The organism is Candidatus Bathyarchaeota archaeon (genome assembly GCA_026014465.1).
Lineage (GTDB): Archaea > Thermoproteota > Bathyarchaeia > Bathyarchaeales > Bathycorpusculaceae > JADGNF01.
Genome location: JAOZID010000010.1, coordinates 1,304,452 through 1,330,296, shown reverse-complemented (window position 1 = coordinate 1,330,296; position 25,845 = coordinate 1,304,452). Strand labels below are relative to the sequence as shown.

Sequence of the window (25,845 nt, the reverse complement as noted above, 5' to 3'; positions counted from 1 at the left end):
ATCCAACAGGTACTTGTGAATGCAAATGAGTGATGAAAAAGCGATTCTAAAGCAGCCAGAAGTCAACGTCGGCACCATAGGGCACGTAGACCACGGAAAAACTACTTTGATCCAGTCTTTGACAGGTGTTTGGGCGTCACGCCACAGTGAAGAACTAAAAAGAGGCATCACCATCAAAATCGGCTATGCTGATTTGCCCATTTACAAGTGTCCCAAATGCGAAGCCCCAGGCAACTACTCCATAAAGCCCGTCTGCAAGAAATGCGGCGGAAAAGCAGAGTTTGACCGCGCCATAAGCTTTGTTGACGCCCCAGGGCACGAAGCGTTGATGGCAACTATGCTTTCAGGCGCAGCCATCATGGACGGAGCCATACTAGTTATCGCAGCTGATGAACCCTGCCCCCAACCTCAAACCCGAGAACACTTGGCGGCAGCAGAAGTTAGCGGCATAAAAAACATCATTATTGTGCAAAACAAAATTGACATCGTAGACAAAAAACGAGCGGTAGAGAGCTACAATGAAATCAAACGGTTCGTCAAAGGCACCGTCGCCGAAAACGCACCCATCATCCCCATCTCCGCTCAACGCGAAATCAACACCGATGTTATGTTAAACGCCATCCAAGAAATCATACCCACCCCAAAAAGAGACGAAACCAAACCGCCCTTCATGTATATCATCCGCAGCTTTGACGTAAACAAGCCCGGAACCGAAATAGACGAAATGGACGGCGGCATTGTAGGCGGAACCATAGCACAGGGCAAATTTGTTGTAGGCGAGGACATCGAAATTCGCCCGGGAATCATGACAGAGCGTCATGGCAAAACCGTTTATGACCCGCTAATTAGTGAGATTACGAGTTTGCAAGCGGGCGATGATCAGGTAAACGAGGCTACCTGCGGCGGACTTGTTGGCGTAGGCACCTGTTTGGATCCGTCATATTCAAAAGCTGATGGTTTAACGGGAAACGTTGCGGGCAAAAAGGACATGTTGCCGCCGACGTTGACGGAGTTGACGTTGGAGACTCATGTGTTGGAGCGTGCAGTGGGAACCAAGGACCAGCTTAAAGTTGAGAAAATTAACTTAGACGAAGCGTTGCTGTTGCACGTTGGAGCCGCCGTGAACGTTGGAAAAGTAACCGCTGCCAAAGGCGACACCATCAAAGTTAAACTAAGCAGACCAGTGTGTGTTTTGCCAGGTTCTCGAGTAGCCATAAGCAGAAAAATAACGTCCCGATGGAGACTTATCGGTTACGGATTAATAGTCGACGACCCAAGCAGCAAAAGCTAAGAAGAAATTTTTAAGAACCAGTCGGCTTTTTGCAAAACGTTACGGGCGTTCTTAAAAGTCAACTGCTCCATAGCTTGGTCATAGGGCAACCAACAAAAATCTTTATGCTCAAAAGATAACGTGACTTGGCTGGTTTGGGTCTCCATAAGGTAAAAAATAACTTCTTTGTACACTGTGCTGCCTTGGCGTTTGTAGAAGTAACTTATGGGTTCTTTAAAATCCGCGATAAATGTGGCGTCGGTTATGCCTGTTTCTTCTGCTAATTCGCGCACCACGGTTTCTTTTTCAGTTTCACCTGCTTCGACGTTGCCTTTCACAAAGTCCCAGTGCCCAGCCCCGTACTGAAGCAGCAGATAAGTTAATTCAGGATTTCTTCGGTAAACCACAGCTCCACAAGACTTCTCATTTAGCATAATTTTCCCCTTCACCCAGGTAGACTACAGGAACAATTTACTCTATAAGCTGAAGGTTTAAAAGTGATTCTAAAATACACAGCAAACAAAACAGCAACAAACTTGAAATTTCAAGCAAAACAACCCGAAAAACAAAACGAAAGTCCAAACTAAACAGGAATTCTTGAGCAATCAATCAACTCCCGCCAAACAAACGGGGGTGGACAGTTTTAAATGCTCCAGGCTGGAAAGTAGAAGTAGCAAATAAGGTGGCAGCAGTCAATGACAAACGAAACAGGCATTAAGAAACCAAAGCTTTGGGTGATTGTGGATTCGAATGCACTGTTTGCGCCTTTAGAGTTTAGGATTGATATTTTCGCAGAGCTTGAACGTGTGCTGAACAGAAACTTTGAGTTAGTTTTAATCTCGCCTGTGAAAAAAGAGTTAGAGATGCTGTCGCAGAAAAAGTCGGTTAAAACCCAAAAGTATGCCACGTTTGCGTTGAGTCTTGCCGCGAGGTGCACGTATGTTGAGGTGAAGCAAAAGCGGGGGGAACAAACAGATGAGTCGATTCTAAGAATTGCAAAGAAATGGGGCGCTCCAGTATTCACCAACGACAAACAGTTAAAAGGAATGCTAAGAGATATAAGTCTGCCAGTGATTTATGTGAGAGCAAAATCGCGTCTAGACATCGACGGGATGACATAACACATGTTTAAACTCACCACGTTACAAGATACCATCCGTATTCCTCCAGAAACCTTTGGCAACCCCCTTGAAGCTGTGGGGAGAGAACAAGTCAGAGCAAAATACGAAGGCATCGTAGACGAAGAATTAGGCTACGTCATAGCCGTAACAAAAGTAAAAGTCAGCCCAATTGGAAAAATAATCCCCGGCGATGGCGCAACATACCACAAAGTAAACTTTTCCCTGCTAGCATTTTACCCGATTATCCAAGAAGTTGTTGAGGGAGATGTTGTGGAAATCGCAGATTTTGGAGCGTTCGTGCGTATTGGTCCAGTGGACGCGTTGCTGCACGTTTCACAGCTTATGGACGATTTCATTTCTTACGACGAAAAACAAGGCGTTTTATTGGGAAAGGAAACTAAACGCAGACTAACTACAGGCGATCATGTGCGAGTAAGAATCACCGCGGTTTCGTTGGGCAGAGCAGGCAGCTCAGGCAAAATCGGAGTAACCGCAAGACAACCCAGCCTTGGCAAACTTGAATGGCTAAAAGAACCAGAACCCGTAGCCGAAGACGCCGCAGACAAAAAAGACGACAAACAAAAGAAGGAGAAGTAAATGAACGAAAAAGCATGCTCTAACTGCCACTTCATAACCAAAGAAAACGTTTGCCCCAAATGCAAATCCACAAGCCTAAGCGAAGATTACGGCGGCATAGTCATCGTCTTCACCCCCGAAAACTCTGCCGTTGGAAAAGCCATGAACATCAAAGAAAAAGGCCGCTACGCACTAAAAGTCCGATAAAACCCCCCTCCGCGCATCTTTTTGGCGGCGGGTTTAGGCATAATTTATATCCAGTACAAAATGGTTCTAGTGGAACTTAGCAATCAGTAAGGGCGTGCACGAACATGACCATCACCTACAGCCTCACCAAGGAACTTCGGGCAAAACTTAAGGAACCTTTTGGAGCAGTAATCCAAGGCAGCTTTGCTCAAACCATGATACAACTTGAAGAAATAATCGAAACAGAAAAGCCCCCCATGATTATAGCCGTAGGCGATGTAGTCTCAGAGAACCTGCACGTTCACGCCATAAAAACCAACATAGCCATAACAGACAACAAGAACCTAAGGCAAACCGTACCGCCGCAAAGTTTCCCAGACAAACAAGCCGTCCAAATCAAAAACCCCCAAGGAACCATAACCCAAGAAGCCATAACCACCATACAAAAAGCCCTCGAAAACAACGCGCAAACGCACATAGTTGTAGACGGCGAAGAAGACCTGTTAACAATCGTTGCGACTTTGCACGCGCCTGAAGGTGCTTTGATAGTTTATGGGCAACCCTACGAGGGCATAGTTGTCGTGAAGGTCAACACGGAAAAGCAAAGCCAAGCCAAAAAGATTTTGGATGAAATGAAAAAAGAAGAAATCGTAGAGTAAAAAGGAAAAGCGGTAGGCAGGTTTATCGGCTGTAGTCGCTTGTGTCGGGTTTTGCGTCAGGCTTTTTTGCGTTGGGAATCATAGGTAGGGGAATTGGTGGGGGGACGCCGATTATGCGTGAGATTAGGACGGATTCTACGAAGACGACGTTTGATATTGATTGGAGTATAATTGGTGGTGGGGGTTTTTTCTGTTCGTAGCTTTGGAGGACTTCGTTGATTTCTTTGTTGTCTCCTTGTACGTATGCGCTGCCTTTGAGGCTTAACTGCGAGACAGAAGGATTATAATTTATGGTTAAAACAAAAGGCACTTCAAGAGAGCCTTCAGACTTTTTTTCCATGCTGATAACATTGATGTTAGTGCTTATCTGTATGTTGGGAACAGGCTTTCTAACATCCCAAAAACGTTCAGCGGAAACATTCGTTATGGCAACGTTGACCTTTATCATGGCACACCAACAAAGAAATATCAAGCCGCACTAGGATTTAAGAGTGCGCTATAATTATGCACGCTTGTACCTTGTGAAGCCGCAGTGACCGCAGGTGTAACGGTCGTGGTGGTCAGCCATGAAATAGCCAGGTCCACAGCGTTCGCACGTTGGACGTTGCCTAGTTACTTTGTCGCCTTCAATCTTGTATAGGACGCTTACGCTGTCGCCGCCTTTGTTTTTTGCAGCTTTAGCAGCAGGTTTGTCGCCGCCTTTCTGTTGGGGTTTTCCTGGTTTTTTGGACATTACTCTTGCGCCTCTTCCTTTGGTTTCTCAGTGTTTCGTTTGATGATGTAGTCAGGTTCAATGTATTTTGCGTATTCCTCGGTTTGGTATGCGTTTGCTACGCCAACAGCGGTTCCTGTGCCTGTCATGGTTTTCATGTTTTTGACGAAAACCAAGTTTTCAGCTACCTGAAGCTCAACGGCAAGTGAACGCTTAATAGCCAAACGTTCAGGAGTCTTACCCTGAACATGGTCTACCTCAAACTTTACCTCTTTACGCTTCATAAGAGGATTTTCTTTCTTGGAGACTATTTTAACTTGCATGCTTTCTACCTGCTTAACTGTGTTACTTCAGCGGCACATACATTGATGAACGAGATGCACCAATACCAGGAGTTCCATGACGAACTGGCCTGTTTGTTATAGCAAATTCACCTATGTAGTGACCAATCATTTCGGGTTTGATTTCTACGGCTACAAATTCTTTGCCATTGTGAACATGTACTTTGACGCCTACCATCTCGGGCAAGACAATCATGTCGCGCACGTGAGTCTTGACGGTGACTTCTTTGCCTGCTTTTTGGGATTCTTTGGCTGCACGCAGCTTCTCAAGCAGTATACGCTGTTCAGGGGTTAAACCACGCTGCAAGCTACGGCGCTGCCTTGAAGGAAGCAAGTTAATGAACTCATCCATAGACATGCCCTGCAAAGTCTCAAGCGCATGACCGCGGTACAGGAATTCTTTTCGCATATTTTTCAACTCATTCCATTTTTTATGCTATAACGCTTTCCTAACGCATAGCCCGTTTCTTTTTCTGCCCAGCACCTCGAGCGGCAATCAAACCGACTTTTTGTCCTGGGGGTGCACCGTGTGAAGTGGTGGTTACTTTGCGTGCGCTGCGTTTGCTGCTTCCGTAGGGGTGTACAGCAGAGATCATGGCGCGTCCTCTGGTGCGTGGGTACTTGTGACCCTTGGCTTTCATGAGGTGGAATTTTTCGCCTGCTTTTAGGAACGGTTTTTCAGTGCGTCCTGAAGCTGCAACCACGCCAACAGTGGCTAGGCAGTAATCGTTAATGTATCGGGTACGACCTGAAGGAAGCTTTATCATGGCGCCTTGGGGAGTGTGTGCAACGACTATGGCGTAGGCGCCTGAGGACTTGGCTAGTTTGCCGCGGTCACCAGGGCGAAGCTCAATATTGCACACTAAAGTACCTTCAGGGACTTTGCCCAAAGGCAAAATGTTGCCAACTTCTGCAGGGGCGTTTCCACCTAGCTGTATTTGCTGGCCTTCATAGGCACCTTCGGGGGTTACTATGTGACAGGAAGTGTTGTCTTCGAATTTGATTAAAGCAAGGGGTGCGCCTCTTCCAGGGTCGTGCATGAGTGAGGTTATGACGCCGGGGGTTGAGGTTTCAAAGGATTCTTTTGGCGCCAACACTGGATACTGGGCGGGGGCTACTCTTTTGTGAGTTGAGGCTTGGTATGTTGAGCCACCGCGACCGCGTCTTTGAACACGTATTCTTTTTCCCATTAATTACATCTCCAGATAGTTTAGAGTATTCCAAGTTTTATGGCAACATCAGATGCTTGGTGTTCGGGTGCTAGCTTGACGAAGGCTTTTTTGATGCCCTTTGCAGTTATGAGCATGGTGATTTTTTCTGCTTTAACTTCGTAGAGTTCTTCAACTGCCTTTTTCACGTCAGCTTTTGTTGCCTTCAAATTAACGATGAACAAGAGTTTGTTGTCTTTTTCAACCATTAAGCTGGCTGATTCAGTCATGAGGGGGTAGTAGATGACTTCGTGGGCGTCCATTAAGCTTCTTCTCCGTTTTCGTAAAGAGTGCTAAGCTGCTCAACGGCGCTGTTTGTCCACAAGGTCAATCGCCCAGGGTGGGTTCCAGGCGCCAACAACTCTGCATTAAGATTGTCAACCGCAACGACGTCTACGCCAGGCAGGTTACCTGCAGCTCCCATCAAGCCCTTGTTTTGTGAAACCACAATCAACGGACCAACAGCTTGCTTCATTTTTCTGCCGCGGTGCTTGCCTTTTCCTGCGCGGATTTTGCGGCTGTCACGTACACGTTGGACGTCCAAGATAACGCCCAAGTTTGACAGGGTCTCTTCGACTTCTTTGGTTTTGGTTAACTCTTCAAAAGAGTCAGCTACAACCAAGGGAAACTCGGGGACGTCGTCGATTTTGTGTCCGCGGGCTTGCACGGTTTCTTTTTGAGAAGTCGCCGCTATAGCTGAGAGCAAAGCGAGGCGTTTCTCTTTTTTGGGAAGTTCTTTGGTGATTATTGTTTGTGCACGGGGTGGATGAGCTTGCCTGCCGCCGACGGTTCCAGGAGCAAACGCGGCTCTTCCGCCGCCTCCTTTTACGCGGGGAATTCTGGCTATGCCCATGCCGGTTCCACGTGATTCTGCGGTGGTTCGTTTTCCAGCTAGGGGGTCTCTGCCTTGGGGCTGGATTCTGTGTGATTGTATTGAGAGAACTGCGCGTTTGATTACGTCAGGTCGCAGTGGAGTTTCGAACACTGAAGGCAGGTTAAGTTTCCCTGATGGATTGCCTTCGAGGTCAAAGATTTGCGCGGTTTTTTGAGTTAGCATTGTTTTTCACCGATTATTTTCCTTGGGGAGATTCTAGCGAAACGTGAGTGATTTCTGGGGGTGCTTGGGGAGCTTCGGTTGGGGGTCTTGCGGGGAACCGAAGTTTGATAGTACGTTTTTCTGTGCCTGCAACGCTGCCTTCGATTACAACGTAAGGAGCCCGGACTTCGCCGTAGCGTATGAAGCCGCCTTTAACGTTAACTTCGCTGCCGTCTCTGCCCATTTTGAGTATGCGTTTATTGTATTCTATGCGTTGGTGGTAACCCATTTGTCCAGCGCGTGGGATAGAATACATGAGGTGGTGGGGGTTCCATGGACCCAAAGTGGCGATTCCACGTTTGGTTTTGCGGCCTTTGTGCTGTAGTTTGGTTACGCCCCAACGTTTGACTGGGCCTTGGTAGCCTTTGCCTGTTGTTATGGCGGCGATGTCGATGTATTGTCCGGTTTTGAAGATTTCTTCGGCGGTTATGGTTTTGCCCAGCAGGCTTTTGGCGTATTCAAGCTGTTTGGGGATGTCTGCGCCGCCGATTTCGATTTCGGTGATTTCAGGTTTTTTGCGTGGAACGCTGGATTGAGATGGCTGAGTAGCGATTATGGCGCGTACAGCCACGGTTTTCTCAAGGTTATCTTGGATTTTCTGCAGCATCTCCTCGGTGTTGAAGCTTTCGGGGAGAACAAGCGCGCGGTCTAGCAGTTCAGGAGGATTCTTCATCCAGCACTCTGTTAACTGCTGCATCCCATACAAGTTCTTAGTGTATGTACGGATACCACACACGAGAATAGGAGGAGTTTCAAGAATAGTAGCAGCACGCATGACCTCTTTACCAAAGTTAGGAGAACGTTTCTTATCTTCAATGGCAAAAACATACGTCATGCCTGCCTTGTAACCAACAAAGCCCAAGAGAGTAGGCGCTTCAGCATCAACTTTTGGCCAGTAACGAATACGAGCAACTGGACGTTTAGAATGTTGCCTAGGCAAATAAGCTAATGAACCATGTCTTGGAGCGTGAGTTTTTCGGTGACCCATTGTACTTCCGCTTCGCGAAGGTTAGCAATGAGAAATTAGAGTTATAAACGTTACCGTCACGTTTCATCGTTAAATTGTACAAGCACCACCGTTGCGACACCAAACCAGCAAAACCCCAAGTTTCCCACAGCAAAAAACAAGCCAAACACAAAAATTTCACCTCACAGACCCCCCTCCCCCTATCGTTTCTGCATACAATTAAAATTTGGAACCTAATAGAGTGGTGAGAAGCAGGGTTTTGAGGTGTGGTTGCTGTTTTTGGTGGGGCTGGTTGGTTTGGGGTGGTTGCGTAATTGTTTTTAGATGGACGCGGTGGTATGTAGGTACGGTACGTGAAGGGCAGAGCTTAATGGTTGTTGGTATCTTGGGGAAGCTTGAGGCGCGCTGGGTTTTGTTTTTGAAGCTTTTGCCTGTTGTTGTGTTTGCTGCTGCGTTTTTGTGGCTGTACTTTTTAGATGCATCATCGTTTGAGTTGATGTGGAAGGGCAGAACGTTTCAGCTGTTTTTCATCTGGCTGGTTTGTTTGGAGTTGTTTTTGGGTTGGGAGGAGCTGCAGCCAAAAAAGTTTGCAAAGTTTTCCGTGCGAACCGTAGCTTTGGGAGTTGTCGCCGTTTTGCCTGTGCTGTACGTGGCGTGGTCATTTTATTTTGGGTTAAACCAAGCCATAACTGATTTGTCAATCCAAAACGACATAACATGGGCAAGCTCCATGCCCCTCTCAGTAGAATACCTAGTCTTCGCGGGGCTTTTCGCCGCCGTTGCCTTTCTAGTTTTTGGGTTCAAAGGCATAAAATCGCTCGCCTTACCCATATTCTTCCTAATCATAGTTGGAACACTCTACACAATCGACAACATATTCCCCTACGGACAGTTCACGCCATTTCAAATCTTAGTGCCCACCACCACCGCGTACGCAGCCGCCATACTAAACCTCATGGGATACACCACAGCTATAAACTACGTCGGAAGCGATTTGCAAGGCAGCATGCCCCACCTAACCGCCACCGACCCCGCCAACCCCGCAACCACCGCAACCTTCGCCGTCGCGTGGCCCTGCGCAGGCATCGAAAGCTTTCTCATATTCACCGTCACCATACTACTATTCCTAAAACGCATGCCCCTCTCATGGAAAGCCAAACTCGGCTACTTCATCTTCGGAGCCGCAGTCACCTACACCATAAACGCCCTGCGAATCGTCAACATTTTCCTCATAGGCATGCAAGGCGGCAACATAGACATGTTCCACTTCTACTACGGACCACTCTACGCCGTCGCATGGATTGTCGCGTATCCGCTAATAATTTTGGTTGCGCAAAACCTGTGGCGAAAAATCAGAAAAACCAAACCGCCGCGGGCTACGCATGCTCAACAGGCTTTGCAAGACCACGCTTAACAAGAATTTTAGCGTTTTCTTTGGGCACCGCAGCGACGTCTTCGGCTATGAAGGGACCGTAGCTTTTCATGTCGGAGCCGATGATGGTGGGTACAGGTTTTACAAAGCGTAAAAGGACGCGGTTGGAGGTGGCTTGGGGTTCTTCTTGCTGTGCGGGTTTAGCGCTAAGTTTGGTTAGGTGTCCTTTTAGTATGGTGGCGGCGAATTTGTTGTATTCGCAGGCGCAGGGGGTTATGCCGTTGCATAGTTGGGCTTCTTGGGTTGGCAGTGAGTCGGGGGGGATTTTTTTTCCTGCGGCGAGGCGTTTTATGATTTTGCGGTAGCGGGTTAGGATAAGTTCTTGCGCCATGCTTTGGGCGTTTTCTAGTTCGTGGTCGAGCAGGCGGGTTTTGATGCCTTTTTGGTCTGTGAGTTGGAGTTCTTCTTTGATGCGTCGCAGGTAATCGGCTAGTCGCGTGTAAAAATCGCAGGGCAAGCTATCTAGTTCGGTGTCTTCAACTTCTATGCGCCACGCCGCGTAAAGCTCATCATACATTATTCTTGCACCTTCGCTCTACCCTTACAGATAAGCAACACCGCAGCCGCCGTAGGCAACTCCACACCCTGGTTTTTGAAGGGACCAAAAGTTTGTCCCATCAGGCTAAACTGCGGCGCATCCCAGACCCAAACTTTAGCGGTGCCCTCTTTAAAAGCTACTGCTCCCACGAACGGGTCAAAACTGTCCAACTCGTTGATGGGGAACTCGACTTTGAGCATGCCGGTTTTGCCGTGCAGGGTGCCTGTGGCACGTATGAGGCGGTGGATGTCACTGGTAACTACAGTGTCGATTTGGGGCGCCTCTTGAGTTTTTATGTACTCTAAAAGCTTGCTCCAACTCTCCACGCTAACGCCTTTGATGCTGTCCCACAAATTCTTCTCTACACAAAGCTTCAAAATGGCGTCCTTGTTATTCAAAATAGCCTCCGCGTTACGTTTCAACCCAAGCTCCACCAAAGCTTCCTTAGACGCAGTCTGCAAAAAACGGCGCATACCCAACTTCAAACGCCGATTCCAACCATAATCACTCAAAACAAACCCTTTCGCTGGCGCGGGTTTTCGCTTTCCCTTCCCGCCACGCTTGCCCTTCCCAGGCAAAGACAAACCGATACCTGAAACGTAGTCCACGATTTCTTTGCGCGCCATAGCATCCAAGCCTTTGACAGCTTCGCTCTCCACGTGAATATGGTAGCCGCGGTGTCCTGAAAAAAACGTGTGCAACTCATGCTCAGCAAAGCCAAAATCGTTTTGCAGCATATCTAAAAGTTTGCGGGTTTCATCACGGGTAGTGTCTATGCAAAGCTCGCATGCCCAAGTTTTAACCTCAAACTTTACGCCGCCACACAAGGGGCACGCTTCAGGGGTTATGCCTTTGCCGCTAAAACCGCATTCGGCGTTGGCGCATGTCCAGGCGTCGTGGATTTTGTTGCAGCTCGTGGGGATGTGGTCAGCATCAATATCAAAAACTAGGTCGGCTCCTTGCCACCCTTTTTTTTCCATGGACGCGGCGGGGTTTTCGTAGTAAGCGGAGGAGTAGTAGACATCAGAGGGGATGCGGTCTTTGGCAAATGATAAGAGCGCTTGGTGGTTGGCGAAGCTTTTGTGGCGTACCATGACACGTTCTTTGAAGAGTAAAAACCCAAACTCGCGCTGGTTAAATGCGCTGGGCGGCGGCAAAATGTTCTTGGAGGTACGGTAGAAATCGCAGAAACGCTTGTAAACGTATTCACGAGAAGACAATTTTTCTCCGCCACCACGTGAGTTACTTTAGCAGATTAACAATTAAGCTCTTTGGGCACCTACACCCAAACCGCAGCTTAGAGGTTTAGGACGTGGCGGATGTTGTCGAGCAGGTAAAGCGGGTTGAAGGCTACCCCGCCAAACGCTAACACCACAACAGCAAAGGCTACCCACAGCAGGGTTGCTTGGAGGGCGCGTTTTTGCATGGGAAGCAGGGGGTACACGAAGAAGAAGCACAGGTACCATGATTGGAAGTAGGGCATGGTCAAGGAGGGCACCAAAGAGAATAAGACAAGCAGGGAGGCTAAGCGGTTTTGGTTTGAGAGGTAAAGGGCGGTGGCGGTTGTGGCTGCTAAAAACAAGAGCACAGCAAATGCTTGGAGCATCCACGGAATTTGCGCGTGGGGACTAAAAGCGTTCACGCCGTTTAACACCAGCTCTGGGCGCGCGCTAAGCAAGAAGTGCGCACTCAAATATGCAGTAAACAAATCAACAACAATTAAGCCTGCTGCTGCCCAGAGCACCTTGCTTCTCAAAATGCTTGAAAGCGCGTTTTTGTGCAAGAGCCCAACAAGCCCAACAAAGACTAAGGGAAACAAAAAGATGCCCGCCTGATACTTGAAAGTCACCGCAACTGCCACCAACAGCAAGAAAACGTCGTAGCGTTCCTGCAAAAACATACCCAAACCCAGCAGCAAAAACAGCAAGGGCACAGCTTCAAACATGCCATTTGCCGCATAAACAACCAGCACCACATAAAACAGGTAAACACCCACAGCTTTCAAAACAAATTCTACGTCCAGCCGTGAAAACTGCTTCAAAAACATGTACAAGCACACGTGAGCAAACAAAAGCAAAACCGCCATCACCAACTTGAAAACCAACGCCTGTGACGCGCCGTTTTCCAGCAACGCCCCAAAAGGCAAGAACAAAAAGACACTGCCCACGGGATACAAATGCGGCATCTCAGGCCAAGTTACGAACTTGAAGTAGGAATCATCCATGCTAGAGAGTCCACCCAGTGAAGTATCAAAGATGGAGAAGCCAACTTTGGTGAACAGGTTGGCGGAGTAGGGATGTCGTGCGCTGTCAGTGTACCAGTCCTCAAACGTCGCCAACGGGTGACTGTTTGCCGCCAAAAGCAGCAGCCAAAACACCAGCGAGGCAACCACGAAAACCTGCAGTCGCCTACGCCCCTTATTGTCCAGAGCAGGCAACAAGCTTCTTGGGGTCTTGGGGAAAGTGGATTTGCGCAGGTACGGCAGCATTAAAAGCGTCAGGGTAGCGGCTAAACCAACAAAGAACAGGGCTTTAGCAAAGCCGCCCAGCCAAGAGAGAGGGTACGTTGTCGCGGGGTTTGTGGCAAGCACTTGCAGATGCAGGGTTGTAAAAGATGTGTTGCCAGAGGTGAAGACGGCTTCGTAGTAGTCTGCTCCTGCACAAAACGAGTAGTCAAGGCTAGAGTTTAAGACGGCGGAGTACTGGGAGCCTCCGTAAGTTATAAGCGAAAAGTTAACGGGAAAAGCGTCGGGTTTGCTGACGTGTAGGGTGAGGTTTTCGTTTCCATGAAAGCTCCCTAAGCCTTGCCGATAAGTTTCCAAAGCCGTCAAATTAAAAGTGTCATCAATTAGGGTGCGCGTCTGCAACTGTGCACTTGACACGGGGTAAATGCTAGCTACGCCAAGAGCTACACCCAAGCAAAGAAGCAGCAAAAAACAAATCAGCCAAAACTTTTTGCGCCTAAACTGCTCCACCAACACACAGCCCCTTTTAGCTTGCAACCATCCAACACACAGTAGTTGCTTGCAAACCTTTCTTTGTAAATGCTCTTAAAGCTTCACCCATAACCCAAGCATGCGGGTTTAGGGGTTGTTTTTGAGGGTGGTGGTTTTGAGGATATAGGAGAGGTAGTTTTCGATTTCAAAAAGGCTGAGTTTGGATTTTCCGCGTTTTCTGTTGATGAAGAGTATGGGGATTTCTTTGACGTTAAAGCCCTTTTGGTGGGCTTGGTTGATGGTTTCGATTTGGATGTCGTAGGTTTGGCTGTGTAGGCAGTTTATGGTTGATTTCAAAAACGTGGTGGAGTAGCATCGAAAGCCGCTGGTGCAGTCGGCAGGCTGCAAACCCAGCAAGGACTGGGCTAAAGCGTTTGCGTTTCGGCTAATCAGCTTTCGCAGCCAAGGCCACCCAGCAGTCCCCCCACCGCTACAGTAACGGCTGCCAATTACCAAATCACAATCACCCTGCATACCCGCAACCAACCTTGGCAGGTCCTGAGGATTATGAGAGTAATCCGCATCCATCGTAACCACAACATGAGGCGCACAATCTAAACCCAAAAAAAACCTAAACCCATCCGTAATCGCGTTGCCCAAACCGCTCTTCTTTGACCTCTGCAACAAAAAAACATCTGGATACGTCTCTTGTAACTGTTTTACGACCTCGGCAGTGCCGTCGGGACTTGAGTCATCCACCACCAAAATCGAAGTCTGCAAGGGCAACTGCTTAATTTCTGGGATAAGCCGCCCAACATTTGATACTTCGCAAAAGGTAGGCAAAACCACGCCAACGCCTAAATTAGCCCCGCATTCACCGTGCAAACTCAAAACATCCCCACAGAACCTGCAACAAATAGCACAGCAAACAACTAATAAAGATTATACAAAAACCACGCTTCAACCAACCCCACACGGCAAAGCAAGCAGGGACAGCTTAAACGCTAACTGCCAGATTAAAAGAGAAAGAATTTGATTAGGGAACTGGGGGTTTAGTCGCTGTTTGAGAGTATGACTATGTAGTCGGCGGTGTCTGCGCACATGTCGGCGGCGTGTTCGATGAATTCGATGAGGTCGTCAAAGATGATGAGGGCTCCGCTGTTCATTTTGTCGCCGTATTTCACGAAGAGGGTTTTGGCGTTTAGGTATTCTTGGTCGAGTTCGTGTTCGTATTGTTCTACTTTTTGGGCTTCGGCTATGGCTTCGTGGGGGTTGGCGCTGATTTTTTCTATGCCTGCGCGTAGGGCTTGGGCGGTTTCGACGAGTTTTTGGGTCATGAAAACGGTTTTGTCGCAGAGTTCGTCGGGGATTTTGGCGTCTCCGAGCATGTCTAGGCATCGGGCGGCGTCTTTGGTGTGGTCGGCTAGGGTGTCTAGACGTTTGACTAAGTGTAGGAGGTCTTCTCGGTAATCAGCAACCAACGCTGCGCCTTTGGATAGTTCGGTGAAAACGTCTGCGCGTAGTTTGTCTACTTTTTCCTCGGCTTCGTAGAGGTTTGTGAGGTAGGTTTTTGCGTCAGAGAGTTCACCTTGGGCGAAGCTTTTGGTGGCTTTGTGAAGTAAGGTTACGGTGTCAAAGGCTTTGTTGATTTGTTCATGAGCTAACTCTAAGCCTTTGGTTTTTCGGCGTTTTTCAAACCAATTGTAGCTTCGGCGTTCCATAGAAACATCTACCTGTAATTATCTTTCTCAGATACGCATATAACCCTTTGTTCCGCGGTCTGTCCTGATGCTGGTTTTAGGCTAAGCAGCCGTCAATTGCTAAAAACCAGTCAACAAGGTCAAAACTGCGGTCTTGACGGCTTTTGCGGTTTACGTGTCTTTTCAGTTTTTCTCCCCCACATTTGAATTGGATTGCCAAAAAGCCTGTTCACGCTTCTCTCCCTTTTTCGTAGCTAAATCTGCCTTTTAGCTCTCCAACACATACAGGGAGCTTCGGGTTTATTTAGCGTCTCCAAATAACATATAGTGAAAACAGTAATTTATATAGACACATTACGTAAAGAGATCTGGAAAATAGTTCAAAACAGTTCTAGCCAACCCAACCTTATCCTCCAAGCAATTCATCAGTATAGACGCAGCCCTTACCTCCACGCCAAGCTCTTCTATACGCTGCTTTTGATCGGCATCAGATACGTCAACCACAAACAGGTCAAGAAAATCCGCGTAAAGCTGCGCCACCGAAAACGCACAAACCTCTAACCCCAACCCCCCAAGCAGCTTATCTGCAGGACCCTTAATAGGCGCCCCCGCAATAATAGGGCTCACCGCCACCCTACACGCAGCCGACCGCCTCAACGCATCCCTAACCCCCTTAACCGCCAAAATAGGACCAATACTCACGACGGGGTTGCTGGGGCAGACAATTACCAAATCAGAATTTTCAATAGCTTCCAGCACACCAGGAGAAGGCTTTGCGTTTTTAGCGTTTGGAAACTCTACACCCAAAACCTTGGGCTCCGCAGCGTTCTTGACAAGGTACTCTTCAAAATGCATAGCGCCTTGCGGGGTTTTGATTATGGTTTCGAATTTGTCGTTTGACATGGGCAAAACGTGGACGCCCAAGTTGATGGCGCAGCAGATTTCTGTAGTTACCTGTGAGAGAGTCAAGCCCTGGTTTAGGCGCAGGGTCCGATAAACATGCGTTGCAAGGTCGCGGTCACCAATGTTAAACCAGGTTTCCACCCCGAACTTTTTGAGCGCATCTAAGAAATGAAAAGTGTCCTCGTTGATGCCCCAACCCCTCTCCTGAGAAACAATGCCTGCTAACGTGTAACATACAATATCCACATCGGGGGAAACGTGCATACCATGAAAGTCTATGTCGTCACCCGTGTTCACAATAACCGTCAAATCCTTAGAATCAACCACGCGTACCAGTCCAGAAAGAAACTTGGAAGCGCCAATTCCACCAGCCAACGCCGTAATCACAAAAACACCCCAAAGATTAGCAAGCAATATGACGCGAAGAGTCTATTTAGGATTTAGCGGCACAAACAAACAGGCAAAAGCTATGGAGAGGGTTACGGGTGTTCTTTATGTTCTTTTTCTGAGACCCATGTGGCGGTTTTGGTTCCTTGGGGTGTGAGGGTGGTTTCTTTTTTGAATATGGGGACTTCGTGTTTGTATCGTTCGACGGCTTCTTGGAGCACGGGGAAGAGTTCATGGCGGTGGGAACCTGCTACTGAGACGTAGACAAGAGGGTCACCGACGGCAAAATCGCCTAGGAGGTGGTGGATTTGCACGTTGGTTATGCCAGATTTTTTTTCCAAGTCAGCACAGATTGCTTTGGTAACTTCGTTGGCGCGTTCTTCGTACGCCTGCAAAGTGAGCCCCTGTACTTTCTGGTTCTGGTTGCTCTCGCCGCGTACCACTCCAACAAACATGGCTATGCCTCCTGTTTGGGGGTAACGGGGGTTTTTCTTAATGCTATCCATTAAATCGTTGATTGTAAAAGTTCCTTTTTCGTGAACACCCACATCAGACACACTTACCACTTCCACAGTAACTAGGGAGAAACGGGTAGATAACTAATTCCGAAAACTAGAAGGTTTTTGATGTTAAAAAGAGCAAAGAAAGGAAAGGGTGGGGGTTAGACTTGTTCGATGACGACTTCTGCTTCGGGTTCTTCGTCGGGCACTTCGGGAGCTTCGGTGTTGTCAGGTACTTCAGGTTCTTCTGCGGTGGCGGCGTCAGGTTTGTTTTTGGGGTGGGCGATGAGTTTGGATTTGCGAATTCCAACGTGTCGTAGCGGCGCTATTTGTTTGGCTTCATTGTAGATGTCAGAGGCGATTTTGCCTAGCACCATTTCTTGGACAAACTGGTCCAAAGTGAGGTTGAGGGCTTTTTCGTGGATGGTTTGTGCCATGATGTGGCGGATTTGGTGTTCTTGGGAGGTTTTGATTCGTGAGAGGGTGAGGGCGGAGACGGCGATGCGTAGTTTGTAGCCGTCTTTGACGACTAGGTTGAAGAGTCCGTCGACTTTGGTTGTTCTTCGGCGTACAAGGCTTCTTAGGTAGTCACGGCTGTACTCATGTCCTTTGAAGACTGTACGTGCGGTTTTGCCGTCTAACGAGTTTACTTGGAAGTACATTTTCAAGTACTGATGCGAAAAGTCGCCAGTAATATCGTACAATGTAGCTTCTGCGACTCTGCCAATTAGCAGTTCTTGGTCTGCAGCGGGCACAGCGCCTAACTCAACGTTCCCAAAGTAAGGGGGCGCAACAATCATATACCAAGATTTGCCTCGCCATTTATCACGCAGATGTTTTGACTTTGATTTTGAAGACAAGGTAATCCTCCAAACGCGCCCTCAACATTCTCAATCCAATATTAAAAGCTTTACCGCTGAAGAGATATTTTCTCGATACCGCACATATATTTGCGCAGAACTTTTGGCACCAAAATCGACCCGTCAGGCTGCTGATAATTCTCCAAAATGGCAACAATGGTTCTGCCCGTAGCGATAGCGGTGCTGTTTAATGTGTGCGGGAAACCTTTGGGTGGGGAACCTGTTTTTTCGCGGTACCGTATGTTTAGGCGGCGGGCTTGGTAATCGGTGCAGTTGCTACAGCTAACCACCTCGCGGTAAGCGCCTTGTGCGGGCATCCATGCTTCAAAATCGTATTTTTTCGCGGCTACTGTTCCGATATCACCCGTGCAGACGTTGACCATGCGGTAGGGCAACTCTAGCTGCTGAAGAAGCTCCTGAGCGTTGTTGGAAAGTTCCTCGTGCAGTTGCCAGGAGTCTTCGGGCGTGCAGAAAATGAACTGTTCGATTTTGTTGAATTGGTGTGTACGGAATATGCCTCGGGTGTCCTTGCCGTGTGAGCCTGCTTCTTTTCGGAAACACGGACTAAAACCTGCAAGCCGTAGCGGCAACTCGTCTTGGGTTATGACCTCGTTTTGGTACATAGCCGCCATAGGATGCTCTGAGGTTGCGATAAGGTAGAGGTCTTCTTCAGCTATTTTGTAGAGGACATCTTCAAAATCCGCCAACGCCGTAACGCCCTCATAAGGCGCACGCTTCATCAAATAAGGCGGCTCAATAAGCGCGTAACCCTTACCATGCAAAGTTTCCAAAGCAAACTGGATTAACGCCATATCCAAAAGCACCCCTGCGCCCTTGAAAAAGAAGAACCGTGCACCTGCAACTTTGCTCGCGCGCTCCAAATCCACAATGCCCAAATCCAAAGCAAGGTCAATGTGGTTTTTTATTTTGAAGTCAAACTTGGGTAGGGTGCCCCAGGTTTTTTCTATGACGTTTTCGGTGTCGTCTTTGCCTTCGGGAACGCTTTCGTGTAGCAGGTTTGGCAGGCGAAGGAGGAGGCTGCGGATTTTTTCTTCTTCCGCGGTGACTTGCTGCTGAATTTGCGTGATTTGGGTGTCTATGGCTTTGGCTTTCTCTATGGGTTCTGCTGCGTCTTGTTTGGCTTTTTTGAGTTTGCCAATTTCGGTGGTGCAGACTTTGCGGTCGTGGCGTAAATCGTTTAGGCGGGTTAGGTTTTGGCGCCAAGCCACATCAGTTTCAATTAGCTCGTTTAGCATGGCTAAGTTCGCGGGGTCGCCTCTCTTTGCTAAATTCGCTTTTACCAGTGCGGGGTTTTCGCGGATAAGCTTGATATCTAACATACAAGTCACGGCGTCAACATGATAGAACAAATTTTGCTATTTAAACTTACAATCCCACAGCCAAGACAGCAGTGCTTATAGCCAACCAACCCCACAATTATAGTGGTGACAAAGCATGTGTGAATTTAACGTCATACTAAACGGAAAAATCCTCTTCAAAGACGTAGTCTACGCCAAAGCCCAAAACAACATCGTCACAGTCAAAAACGTGCTCGGAGAAAGCAAAGAATTCTCCAACACCAAAATCGTAGAAGTCGACGTAAACACCACCCGACTAGTCCTTGAAAACACAAACTAACTATCCTTCTGCTTCTTTTCACTTACGTATGTATGCGCCGTCGAAAATCAGGGAACCATACGCCAAAGTTCACAGCAAAAAATAGAGCAGGTTTGCTTCAAACCGCAGATAGGTAGGGGCATTTGAAGTTTGTTTTAAGGGCTGTGTTTTTGTTTTGGGGTTTGTTTTGGGGGTTTTACGCGTCGTAGAATGTCTCAAAAAGTCGTTTTTTGTCGTAATGCGTCAAATATAACATAGCGTCAGGGTTGATGGGAAGGGTACAAAATAAAAGAAAGTTTAGGGGAAAAGAAAGGGGTGGCTTAGGGTTGCCATTTTTCTGTGATATATTTGGGTATTTCTGAGCTGTCGCGTGGTCCTACTTGGACTTTCCAGCCTGTGAGTTCTTCGATTTCGCCGCTGATTCTTGATGCTTTGCCTGGGATGATTAGTGTTCTGTGTTTGACTTTGTTTTCTACGCCTGATTCTTTGAGGGCGTCTGCGACTCGTTCGGCGGTTAGTTTGCGTCCAGCAACTCCGCTGTCAATGGCTGAGCCTTCGGTTTCTACGACGATGAGGTACGCGTTCATTTTGCTGCTTTCGATGTCTGAGGCTACGGTGTAGTAGGTGAGGGCAAAGTTTGAGGTGAAGAACACTGGCGAGTTCTCGTCAGGAGTGCCGAAGACTTTGAGTTCGGGTGAGACTGCAACGGGTTTGCGTGGGTCAGTGTAGATGTTTTGGCGCAACACAGTTGTTGGCAGTAGTGACCAGCCGTCGTCGCCGTGCATGACCAAGATGTCAGCGTAGCGTACAACCAGCATGGAGGCAATGTAGGATTCTTTCCATTTGATGATTTCGTCTGCGGTTTCGCCTTTGTTTACCCAAGCTGCCATGGGAACGCCCATGAGGGGGTACCCTGCGAGTTCTTCGCCGTTTTTGCATGCGGCTCTGCGCAGCATGGTAAAGTTGTTAATGGTTTCGGATAAGCCCTCGTTTATGAAGGTTCCAGGGTCAAGGACTATGTCGGTTACGCCGTACGCGTTTAGGGTTTTGGCTATGGAGACAAGTTTGTCTAGGTCGCCTGGTGCAGAGGCTACAAGCGGGCATTTGTACATGATTGCGACTTCTGCCATTTCTTTCCAGTTTGCTTCGGTTGCGGCGTACAGTAGCGGGTTGGATTTGGGTGCAGCCATAAGACCTGCTTCGGCGATGTTTGCGTCTAAAGTGCACAGTATCAGGGGCAGCTTGGTTGTTTCAGAAACCTTCTTGACAACAGCCTTGAATTTTTCCGCATCACCAGAAGTGCATCTAACAGCAATCATGTCAAGCTTTAGGGTGTAGCCGATGTATTCGTAGCTAAAGTTTTCCGTGCGCTGTATACGGGCAACAACTTCAGATTCGGGCATTTCGTCAGTTACGTCTATGGCTATGGCTGTTGGGTTAGTGTAGGTGAATTCGTGGCGGTACATGACCAGTTTGCCGCCTAATTTTTTGGCTTTTTCGCCAACGCCTACGGTGACTTCTTTAACGGCGGGTTTTAGCAGTTCCTTGAGTTTCTGGTAGGATTTCTCGTTTTCTTTCTTGAGCAGGGGTGGGCATTGGTCGATGCTGAGTTCACGGTTGACGATTTTGGTGGCAAAAGCCATGCAGTTTTCTTGTCCGCATTCTTTGCAGTTAGTTTTTGGCAGTAGCTTGTAAACGTCTATGGGGCTTAACTCTTTTATTCCAGCTTTCTTGCTCATTTTCGGTTTTCACTCCCTTAAGCCTTGACGGAGACCCATTCAGCGAATTTGGAGGGGTCAACTTTTCCGCCAGATACAAGTTTGTTAGTTACGTCTTTGAGGGTCTTTACAGCTGCGGGATGCATCATCATGAACAAGTCAACACCTGCAAGCAACAAAGTCAACGCAGTGGTTACTTCCCATAGAGGACCTCGCAGTTCTCGTGGTTCCCATTTTGCGTCCATCTTGAGCCATGCTTCACGTGCAGCCCAAGCGTTTGTGGTGCCTGAAGACATTGGGTGAGCCAGTTCATTGTCGCCCATTAAGCCTGCGATTCTTGCGCGTTCCATGTTCGTGAAGGCATAGTCAAGTCCGTAACCCAAAGCTGCAGTGGTTAAATCCATGACGATGTCTTCGGGGGCTAAGTAGTCGTAGAGTCTGCGGTTTAGTTCGCGTGCAAGGTTTAGGTCCATGGGTGTGAAGGATAACGCTGCGTGTCCTGCTTTCTTGACGTATTTAGCGCAGCGCTCAACATCCATGTCGCCAGTAATTGAGCTAATGAGGAATCGTTCGCCGGGGAATGTTTCACAGATTGCTTCGAAAACATCCGCGTCTTTAACGGGGTCACCGCATCCACCAATAACTAGGGGGACATCGACGGCTTGCAGGATTTCTTCAACGGTTTTCACTGCGTCTTTGGGAGTAGCATCCTTGAGCAGAGGGTCAACGCTGATTAAGTGAACGGTAACCATGTCGGCACCGAACTTTTCAACAGCTAGTTTTGCCCATGCTGCAGGGTCGCCTACCACGTCTTTCACGTGCATCTTGACAGCTTTAGAAAGGGGCACTTCCATGTCGAAGACGTCTAAGGTAACAATTGGAGAATTTGCTATGGGGCGTTCAAAAGTGTAGAAAGCAGGGGAGGTTTCTCCGCCTACAGTTACGGATTTGCCGCGGCTGCCGCCTTCACCTTTAGTGGCACCAAGTTTTACCTGTGCAATCTTGCCGGGGTAGGTTTCTACTGGAGGGGTAAACGCTGCCTGCAACAGAGCAGTGGGTTTGCCGCCCGCCACACCAGGAACTTTGAGCTTGGGCATGATGCGCCCGCCTACGGCTGGTTCCCAAACAAGCTCCATTTCTGGAGCGACCAGCTCGAAGTCTTCAAGCTCGATTTCTTGGAACTTGGCGAGAAGATCCAGCAGGTCTGGGCTAAGACCTAATCCGGTGGGATCTTCGGGTTTTTTGTTGTGGTGAGGCAAGGTTTTCACCGTTTTTCTTTCTTTTCGTCTTTGATGGTTTTGATGATGACTTTGTTGGCGTAGATTTTTGCGTCTTTGAGTATGATTCTGAAGCCGCCAGCGGTTATGGGCAACGCGGATGCAGTCATTACGGGCATGCCAGCGTCAACTGCTTCTTCTTCGGCAGATGCTTCTTCTGCAGGTGCTTCTTCGGTCCAGCGTGCTACTATGGGGTGGTTCTTTTCTTTGAGGAAAGCTTTGAGAGAGTCAACATCTTGCACGTCTTCTTCAGTTGGGATTTTGTCGACGATGTCTGCGGGGATGAAGTCTTTGACGCGTTCTTTGACTTCTTTAGGTAGCCAAACGATGCGGTTCCATCCGCCGTCAGCTGCAAAGAATTTGCTGGAACGCATGTATTCGATGGATATTCCGTGGAATCCGTCGACTTGTCGTCCGCCTGCAGCAGAGTCCGCAAGCGTTGAGAAGGGCAAGCCGTTGACTGTTGCGCCTTTGAAGCTGCGGTTAACTACGCCTAACCCGTCGACTTCGGGGATGTAGAAGGCAATTGCTTCGAAGCATCCGCACGAGGTGTGGGGGTAGTCAAATGCGGTGTATAGCCAGACTTTGTTGACTTCGCCCATGCTGCGTTTCTTGGCCATTTCGTTGACGCCTGAGAATTCGCCTTTTTCGGCGTTGATTAGTTCTCCGCGGTCTATGGCGAAGACGGGGCCCTTGGGGTCGATGCTTGCTGAGGCTTTACCGTCAAACCAGCTAATGGCGCCACAGTTGCTGTAGCGTTGGGGGGTGATTACGCAGACGTGGCTTGGGGCAAAGGACTGGCACAGGGCGCAGCCGTAGAATTTGTCGACTTCGTCGTCTTTTAGGCCTCTGGCTTTTGCGTCGCGTGCTTCATAGTCTGCTAGTGCGGCAGTGTACATTTCGTGGATTTTGTCGGGGTCGGTTACAAAGGTTATTTGCAGTTTTTCGATGATGGGTAGTTCGCTCTTGAAGAGGCGGTAGAGGACTTTGCCCATGGGTTCGAAGCTGTTTAGGCCTTTGTTGAATGCTTTTTTGCCAAGTCTTGTCCAGATGTCGTAGCGCTGGTTTAGGTGCATGAAGCCTTCAATGTAGTTGAGGTAACCGTGGATGCGTCGTTCAATTACACCCTCCAGTCCTTGGTCAAGCTCTGAACCTGCAGCTTCAACAAGGATACCAAAGGGGTAAGAACCGCCTTCTTTGAGGTCTTTGATGTCGGGTCCGATAATGGTGACTTTGCCGTCTTCAACTTGGTCTGCGGGTCTAACTTTGGCTAGTTCAAATTTTTCTTTGACTTTGGGTCCGCCAAGTTCGACTTGTAGGTCGTTTTTGCGGATACGTTCACCTTCGTAGATTACGCCCACGTCTACGGGGATATCTTCAAACATTGACATTTTCTTATTCTCCTCCATCTTCCAATTTTGCAGTCATTGCTGTGAGAGTTCCAATCCAATCTTTGACCGTTGAGCTTGGCAGGGACCAACTTGCATGCTGGTTGTACATGTTGTCCAAGTTGACGACCTTTAGCTTGGGTGCAAAGTTCTTCAGACCAGAGAGGACTTCCACAGCAGTAACCATAGGTACACCCACAAAGAGTACCATGTCATGGGGTCCTTGTGAATCAATGCCCATCCATTCAGGGTCAACCAATCTGCTGCCGATTTCAGTTGCGGACATCGCTCCAGCGGGCTTGTAGCCTTTGTCTAGGAATGCCTTGACTGTTTGCGCGGTTGCAACTACTGGAATGTTAGCTTTGCGGACGAACTCTATGATGTAGTCAATCAGGCTCTTTCCCTCGTATTCGGCTCCGATGAGTTCAGTGCCAGCAACAAGCAAGGGGCGGCAGGCGCTGTTAACGATGTTTGCGGCGATGTCTGCGTTAGCGATTATCAAGGACTTCTTGGTTGCAGAGATTTCAGCTAATGCCCACGGACGCTTGATCCAGCGGTGGTCTTCAGGCAAAGCTGGGGGCGCTGGTTCTCCAGAGAGCTTTTGTACGGCAGAATACTCAGGCGGACACATGTCAAAGCAGGTTCCACACTGGGTACATTTGTCCTGATCGATTACGTGGATTTTGTCAATAGCACCAACTATGGCTTGTTCAGAGCAGCTCATGGCACAGTAGTGGCAGCCATTGCATTTCTCGGGGTCTATGTGGAAGGTCAACAGTTTCTTGCAGACCAAAGCGGGGCAGCGTTTCTCTTCGATGTGCGCAAGGTATTCTTCTTTGAAGTGACGAAGAGTAGTCAACATGGGGTTAGCCGCAGTTTGACCCAAAGCGCACAGCGACGCGGAACTCATGGTTTCGGCGATTTGCGTTAGTTTTTCAAAGTCACCAGGTTTGCCTTCTCCAACGACGATATCGTCAAGGATTTTGCGTGCCTGTTTAAGACCTTCTCGGCAGGGGACACATTGACCACAGGATTCGTCGCAGAGGAAGTTGATGAAGTACCGTGCTACGTCAACCATGCAGGTGTCAGAGTCAAGAACAATCATGCCGCCTGAACCCATCATAGAACCCAGCTTGGTGAGTTCGTCAAAGTCTACGGGGTAGTCAAGATACTTTTTGGGTATGACTCCTCCAGAGGGGCCACCTGTTTGTACTGCTTTGAATTTCTTGTTGTTTCGGATGCCGCCGCCGATTTTGAATATGATGTCGCGCAGTGTCATGCCTAAGGGGACTTCGACTAGGCCAGTGTTGTTGACTTTGCCTGCTAAAGCGAAGATTTTAGTTCCTTTGCTACCTTCGGTGCCAATTGTTTGGAACCAGTCTGCTCCTTTGTTGATGATTAAGGGAACGTTAGCGTATGTTTCGACGTTGTTTAGGACGCTTGGTTTGTCGTAAAGACCCTTATCGGAGGTGTGGACGTATTTGGGTCGGGGTTCGCCGACTTTTCCTTCGATGGCGTTCATCAAAGCTGTGGATTCGCCTGAAACAAAAGCTCCTGCACCTTTGTGTATGCCGACGTTGAAGCTAAAGTCTGAACCAAGGATGTTTTTGCCAACTAAACCGTATTTTTCGGCTTCTTTGATGGCTAACTGCATGTTTTCAACTGCCAAGGGATATTCTTGGCGCACATACAGGAAACCTTCGCTTGCGCCTACGGCGTATGCTGCCAAAATCAAGCCTTCAAGCACGCTGTGGGGGTTGCCTTCCATCAATGCGCGGTTCATGAAAGCGCCTGGGTCACCTTCGTCACAGTTGACTATGACGTATTTTGGTTCGCCTTCTGCTTTGCGGGTTGATTCCCATTTGCGTCCTGTGGGGAAGCCTCCGCCTCCGCGTCCGCGAAGCTTGGATTTCTTGACTTCCTCAAGCACTTCGTCAGGGGTCATCTTTGAGAGTGCTTTAGCTAGTGCAGAGTAGCCGCCAAGTGCAAAGTAGTCCTCGATTTTCTTGGGGTCTACTTTAGCGTTATCTTCGAGCAGCAGACGGTTTTGGTATTTGTAGAAGGGCACGTCGGAGAGTTTTTCGGTGATTCTTTCAGTTACGTTGTCTTTGTAGAGGATGTGTTTGACGACTTCGCCTTTGAGCAGCGTTTTGGAGACGATGTCGGGGACGTCTTCGGGTTTTACTTTGAAGTAGTAGACTTCTTGAGGGTAAATGACAAGTCTGGGGCCTTGTTCGCAAAAGCCAAGGCAACCTGTTTCGCGGATTTTGACTTTGTCTTCTAAGCCGTGTGCTTTGAGTTCTTCTTTGAGGGCGTCAAGGACTTCTTGTCCGCCTAAAGCTTCGCAGCCAGTGCTGGTGCATATGGAAATGGTTAGTTGGTTGGGGTCGCGTTGTGAGATGATTTGTTTTTGGAGTTGTTCAAGTTCTGCGGGAGATTTTAGGGGTTGCATGG

At 48.4% G+C, this 25,845-nt stretch carries 29 protein-coding genes and 1 pseudogene; 7 read left to right on the top strand and 23 right to left on the bottom strand.

Annotated features, from left to right (window positions below; all coding sequences use genetic code 11):
* The first annotated feature begins 25 nt into the window (after positions 1–25).
* A complete protein-coding gene (locus NWF04_09000; GenBank protein ID MCW4006710.1) occupies positions 26–1,291 on the top strand; it encodes a translation initiation factor IF-2 subunit gamma in 1,266 nt (421 codons plus the stop codon).
* On the opposite strand, the gene NWF04_08995 is transcribed toward NWF04_09000, so the two are convergent.
* On the bottom strand, positions 1,288–1,704 hold the full coding sequence (locus NWF04_08995; protein MCW4006709.1) for an NUDIX domain-containing protein: 417 nt from the start codon (positions 1,702–1,704) through the stop codon (positions 1,288–1,290). The two genes, NWF04_09000 and NWF04_08995, sit on opposite strands and share 4 nt — an antisense overlap.
* A gap of 261 nt (positions 1,705–1,965) precedes the next feature.
* Here NWF04_08995 and NWF04_08990 point away from each other — a divergent pair, with 261 nt between their 5' ends.
* The 4 genes from NWF04_08990 to NWF04_08975 all read left to right on the top strand — a co-directional run bounded on the left by NWF04_08990 (position 1,966) and on the right by NWF04_08975 (position 3,812).
* Entirely contained in the window at positions 1,966–2,391 is a 426-nt protein-coding gene (locus NWF04_08990; protein MCW4006708.1) for a DNA-binding protein, read from the top strand.
* A 3-nt stretch (positions 2,392–2,394) separates the two neighbouring features.
* On the top strand, positions 2,395–2,988 hold the full coding sequence (locus NWF04_08985; GenBank protein ID MCW4006707.1) for a DNA-directed RNA polymerase: 594 nt from the start codon (positions 2,395–2,397) through the stop codon (positions 2,986–2,988).
* Positions 2,989–3,174: a DNA-directed RNA polymerase, subunit E'' gene (locus tag NWF04_08980; GenBank protein MCW4006706.1), complete on the top strand. Its 186-nt coding sequence runs from the start codon at positions 2,989–2,991 to the stop codon at positions 3,172–3,174.
* 104 nt (positions 3,175–3,278) lie between these two features.
* A complete protein-coding gene (locus NWF04_08975; GenBank protein MCW4006705.1) occupies positions 3,279–3,812 on the top strand; it encodes a DUF359 domain-containing protein in 534 nt (177 codons plus the stop codon).
* Between the two features lie 22 nt (positions 3,813–3,834).
* Here the strand turns inward: NWF04_08975 and NWF04_08970 are convergent, their stop codons facing one another.
* The 8 genes from NWF04_08970 to NWF04_08935 are packed head-to-tail and all read right to left on the bottom strand — an operon-like array spanning position 3,835 to position 8,157.
* Positions 3,835–4,260, bottom strand: coding sequence for a hypothetical protein (locus NWF04_08970; GenBank protein ID MCW4006704.1), 426 nt, complete (start codon positions 4,258–4,260; stop codon positions 3,835–3,837).
* Between the two features lie 54 nt (positions 4,261–4,314).
* Positions 4,315–4,545 carry a 30S ribosomal protein S27ae gene (locus NWF04_08965; GenBank protein MCW4006703.1) on the bottom strand — a complete coding sequence of 77 codons (231 nt, stop codon included), beginning with the start codon at positions 4,543–4,545 and terminating at the stop codon, positions 4,315–4,317.
* Entirely contained in the window at positions 4,545–4,847 is a 303-nt protein-coding gene (gene rps24e / locus NWF04_08960) for a 30S ribosomal protein S24e (protein MCW4006702.1), read from the bottom strand. Before rps24e ends, NWF04_08965 begins: the two co-directional genes overlap by 1 nt.
* Positions 4,848–4,869: 22 nt before the next feature.
* Complete coding sequence (locus tag NWF04_08955) at positions 4,870–5,283, bottom strand: 30S ribosomal protein S19 (GenBank protein ID MCW4006701.1); 414 nt, start codon at positions 5,281–5,283, stop codon at positions 4,870–4,872.
* 31 nt (positions 5,284–5,314) lie between these two features.
* Positions 5,315–6,055 carry a 50S ribosomal protein L2 gene (locus NWF04_08950; GenBank protein MCW4006700.1) on the bottom strand — a complete coding sequence of 247 codons (741 nt, stop codon included), beginning with the start codon at positions 6,053–6,055 and terminating at the stop codon, positions 5,315–5,317.
* A gap of 20 nt (positions 6,056–6,075) precedes the next feature.
* Complete coding sequence (locus tag NWF04_08945; protein MCW4006699.1) at positions 6,076–6,336, bottom strand: 50S ribosomal protein L23; 261 nt, start codon at positions 6,334–6,336, stop codon at positions 6,076–6,078.
* Complete coding sequence (gene rpl4p / locus NWF04_08940) at positions 6,336–7,130, bottom strand: 50S ribosomal protein L4 (protein ID MCW4006698.1); 795 nt, start codon at positions 7,128–7,130, stop codon at positions 6,336–6,338. Before rpl4p ends, NWF04_08945 begins: the two co-directional genes overlap by 1 nt.
* A 13-nt stretch (positions 7,131–7,143) precedes the next feature.
* On the bottom strand, positions 7,144–8,157 hold the full coding sequence (locus NWF04_08935; GenBank protein ID MCW4006697.1) for a 50S ribosomal protein L3: 1,014 nt from the start codon (positions 8,155–8,157) through the stop codon (positions 7,144–7,146).
* A gap of 349 nt (positions 8,158–8,506) precedes the next feature.
* Between NWF04_08935 and NWF04_08930 the strand changes: the two genes are divergently transcribed.
* Positions 8,507–9,550 carry an archaeosortase/exosortase family protein gene (locus tag NWF04_08930; GenBank protein ID MCW4006696.1) on the top strand — a complete coding sequence of 348 codons (1,044 nt, stop codon included), beginning with the start codon at positions 8,507–8,509 and terminating at the stop codon, positions 9,548–9,550.
* On the opposite strand, the gene NWF04_08925 is transcribed toward NWF04_08930, so the two are convergent.
* The 10 genes and pseudogenes from NWF04_08925 to serS form a co-directional block, all read right to left on the bottom strand.
* Complete coding sequence (locus tag NWF04_08925; protein MCW4006695.1) at positions 9,513–10,085, bottom strand: hypothetical protein; 573 nt, start codon at positions 10,083–10,085, stop codon at positions 9,513–9,515. The genes NWF04_08930 and NWF04_08925 overlap by 38 nt on opposite strands.
* Positions 10,085–11,326, bottom strand: a complete 1,242-nt coding sequence (locus NWF04_08920; GenBank protein ID MCW4006694.1) for a DNA primase small subunit PriS — start codon at positions 11,324–11,326, stop codon at positions 10,085–10,087. Before NWF04_08920 ends, NWF04_08925 begins: the two co-directional genes overlap by 1 nt.
* Positions 11,327–11,403: 77 nt before the next feature.
* A complete protein-coding gene (locus tag NWF04_08915; GenBank protein MCW4006693.1) occupies positions 11,404–13,080 on the bottom strand; it encodes a hypothetical protein in 1,677 nt (558 codons plus the stop codon).
* Positions 13,081–13,188: 108 nt separating this feature from the next.
* Entirely contained in the window at positions 13,189–13,932 is a 744-nt protein-coding gene (locus tag NWF04_08910) for a polyprenol monophosphomannose synthase (protein MCW4006692.1), read from the bottom strand.
* A gap of 161 nt (positions 13,933–14,093) precedes the next feature.
* Positions 14,094–14,762 (bottom strand): DUF47 family protein, encoded by a 669-nt coding sequence (locus tag NWF04_08905; GenBank protein MCW4006691.1) that lies wholly within the window; start codon positions 14,760–14,762, stop codon positions 14,094–14,096.
* 76 nt (positions 14,763–14,838) lie between these two features.
* The gene (locus NWF04_08900) at positions 14,839–14,961 is read right to left on the bottom strand and encodes a hypothetical protein (protein ID MCW4006690.1); all 123 of its coding nucleotides are present in this window, start codon (positions 14,959–14,961) and stop codon (positions 14,839–14,841) included.
* 134 nt (positions 14,962–15,095) lie between these two features.
* Positions 15,096–16,031, bottom strand: coding sequence for a 2-phospho-L-lactate transferase (cofD, locus tag NWF04_08895; GenBank protein ID MCW4006689.1), 936 nt, complete (start codon positions 16,029–16,031; stop codon positions 15,096–15,098).
* A gap of 92 nt (positions 16,032–16,123) precedes the next feature.
* Entirely contained in the window at positions 16,124–16,588 is a 465-nt protein-coding gene (locus tag NWF04_08890) for a molybdenum cofactor biosynthesis protein MoaE (GenBank protein MCW4006688.1), read from the bottom strand.
* A gap of 191 nt (positions 16,589–16,779) precedes the next feature.
* Positions 16,780–17,391, bottom strand: a pseudogene (locus tag NWF04_08885) (30S ribosomal protein S3ae).
* A gap of 50 nt (positions 17,392–17,441) precedes the next feature.
* Complete coding sequence (serS, locus tag NWF04_08880) at positions 17,442–18,731, bottom strand: serine--tRNA ligase (GenBank protein ID MCW4006687.1); 1,290 nt, start codon at positions 18,729–18,731, stop codon at positions 17,442–17,444.
* Positions 18,732–18,846: 115 nt separating this feature from the next.
* Here serS and NWF04_08875 point away from each other — a divergent pair, with 115 nt between their 5' ends.
* Complete coding sequence (locus tag NWF04_08875; GenBank protein MCW4006686.1) at positions 18,847–19,029, top strand: CooT family nickel-binding protein; 183 nt, start codon at positions 18,847–18,849, stop codon at positions 19,027–19,029.
* 299 nt (positions 19,030–19,328) lie between these two features.
* On the opposite strand, the gene acsC is transcribed toward NWF04_08875, so the two are convergent.
* Genes acsC through NWF04_08855 form a run of 4 tightly spaced genes read right to left on the bottom strand, consistent with a single transcriptional unit; the run spans position 19,329 to position 25,843 of the window.
* Entirely contained in the window at positions 19,329–20,747 is a 1,419-nt protein-coding gene (gene acsC / locus NWF04_08870; protein ID MCW4006685.1) for an acetyl-CoA decarbonylase/synthase complex subunit gamma, read from the bottom strand.
* Between the two features lie 17 nt (positions 20,748–20,764).
* Positions 20,765–21,985 (bottom strand): CO dehydrogenase/acetyl-CoA synthase subunit delta, encoded by a 1,221-nt coding sequence (gene cdhD / locus NWF04_08865; GenBank protein MCW4006684.1) that lies wholly within the window; start codon positions 21,983–21,985, stop codon positions 20,765–20,767.
* A gap of 5 nt (positions 21,986–21,990) precedes the next feature.
* Positions 21,991–23,388 carry a CO dehydrogenase/CO-methylating acetyl-CoA synthase complex subunit beta gene (gene cdhC / locus NWF04_08860; protein MCW4006683.1) on the bottom strand — a complete coding sequence of 466 codons (1,398 nt, stop codon included), beginning with the start codon at positions 23,386–23,388 and terminating at the stop codon, positions 21,991–21,993.
* Between the two features lie 10 nt (positions 23,389–23,398).
* Positions 23,399–25,843: an NAD(P)H-dependent oxidoreductase subunit E gene (locus NWF04_08855; GenBank protein ID MCW4006682.1), complete on the bottom strand. Its 2,445-nt coding sequence runs from the start codon at positions 25,841–25,843 to the stop codon at positions 23,399–23,401.
* Positions 25,844–25,845: the final 2 nt, after the last annotated feature.

Bases quoted from the DNA above. Each gene is read 5' to 3' on its own strand.
- NWF04_09000 (MCW4006710.1), top strand. From the start codon at position 26: ATGAGTGATGAAAAAGCGATTCTAAAGCAGCCAGAAGTCAACGTCGGC.
- NWF04_08995 (MCW4006709.1), bottom strand. From the start codon at position 1,704: ATGCTAAATGAGAAGTCTTGTGGAGCTGTGGTTTACCGAAGAAATCCT.
- NWF04_08990 (MCW4006708.1), top strand. From the start codon at position 1,966: ATGACAAACGAAACAGGCATTAAGAAACCAAAGCTTTGGGTGATTGTG.
- NWF04_08985 (MCW4006707.1), top strand. From the start codon at position 2,395: ATGTTTAAACTCACCACGTTACAAGATACCATCCGTATTCCTCCAGAA.
- NWF04_08980 (MCW4006706.1), top strand. From the start codon at position 2,989: ATGAACGAAAAAGCATGCTCTAACTGCCACTTCATAACCAAAGAAAAC.
- NWF04_08975 (MCW4006705.1), top strand. From the start codon at position 3,279: ATGACCATCACCTACAGCCTCACCAAGGAACTTCGGGCAAAACTTAAG.
- NWF04_08970 (MCW4006704.1), bottom strand. From the start codon at position 4,260: ATGATAAAGGTCAACGTTGCCATAACGAATGTTTCCGCTGAACGTTTT.
- NWF04_08965 (MCW4006703.1), bottom strand. From the start codon at position 4,545: ATGTCCAAAAAACCAGGAAAACCCCAACAGAAAGGCGGCGACAAACCT.
- rps24e (MCW4006702.1), bottom strand. From the start codon at position 4,847: ATGCAAGTTAAAATAGTCTCCAAGAAAGAAAATCCTCTTATGAAGCGT.
- NWF04_08950 (MCW4006700.1), bottom strand. From the start codon at position 6,055: ATGGGAAAAAGAATACGTGTTCAAAGACGCGGTCGCGGTGGCTCAACA.
- NWF04_08945 (MCW4006699.1), bottom strand. From the start codon at position 6,336: ATGGACGCCCACGAAGTCATCTACTACCCCCTCATGACTGAATCAGCC.
- rpl4p (MCW4006698.1), bottom strand. From the start codon at position 7,130: ATGCTAACTCAAAAAACCGCGCAAATCTTTGACCTCGAAGGCAATCCA.
- NWF04_08935 (MCW4006697.1), bottom strand. From the start codon at position 8,157: ATGGGTCACCGAAAAACTCACGCTCCAAGACATGGTTCATTAGCTTAT.
- NWF04_08930 (MCW4006696.1), top strand. From the start codon at position 8,507: ATGGTTGTTGGTATCTTGGGGAAGCTTGAGGCGCGCTGGGTTTTGTTT.
- NWF04_08925 (MCW4006695.1), bottom strand. From the start codon at position 10,085: ATGTATGATGAGCTTTACGCGGCGTGGCGCATAGAAGTTGAAGACACC.
- NWF04_08905 (MCW4006691.1), bottom strand. From the start codon at position 14,762: ATGGAACGCCGAAGCTACAATTGGTTTGAAAAACGCCGAAAAACCAAA.
- serS (MCW4006687.1), bottom strand. From the start codon at position 18,731: ATGTTAGATATCAAGCTTATCCGCGAAAACCCCGCACTGGTAAAAGCG.
- NWF04_08875 (MCW4006686.1), top strand. From the start codon at position 18,847: ATGTGTGAATTTAACGTCATACTAAACGGAAAAATCCTCTTCAAAGAC.
- acsC (MCW4006685.1), bottom strand. From the start codon at position 20,747: ATGAGCAAGAAAGCTGGAATAAAAGAGTTAAGCCCCATAGACGTTTAC.
- cdhC (MCW4006683.1), bottom strand. From the start codon at position 23,388: ATGTTTGAAGATATCCCCGTAGACGTGGGCGTAATCTACGAAGGTGAA.
- NWF04_08855 (MCW4006682.1), bottom strand. From the start codon at position 25,843: ATGCAACCCCTAAAATCTCCCGCAGAACTTGAACAACTCCAAAAACAA.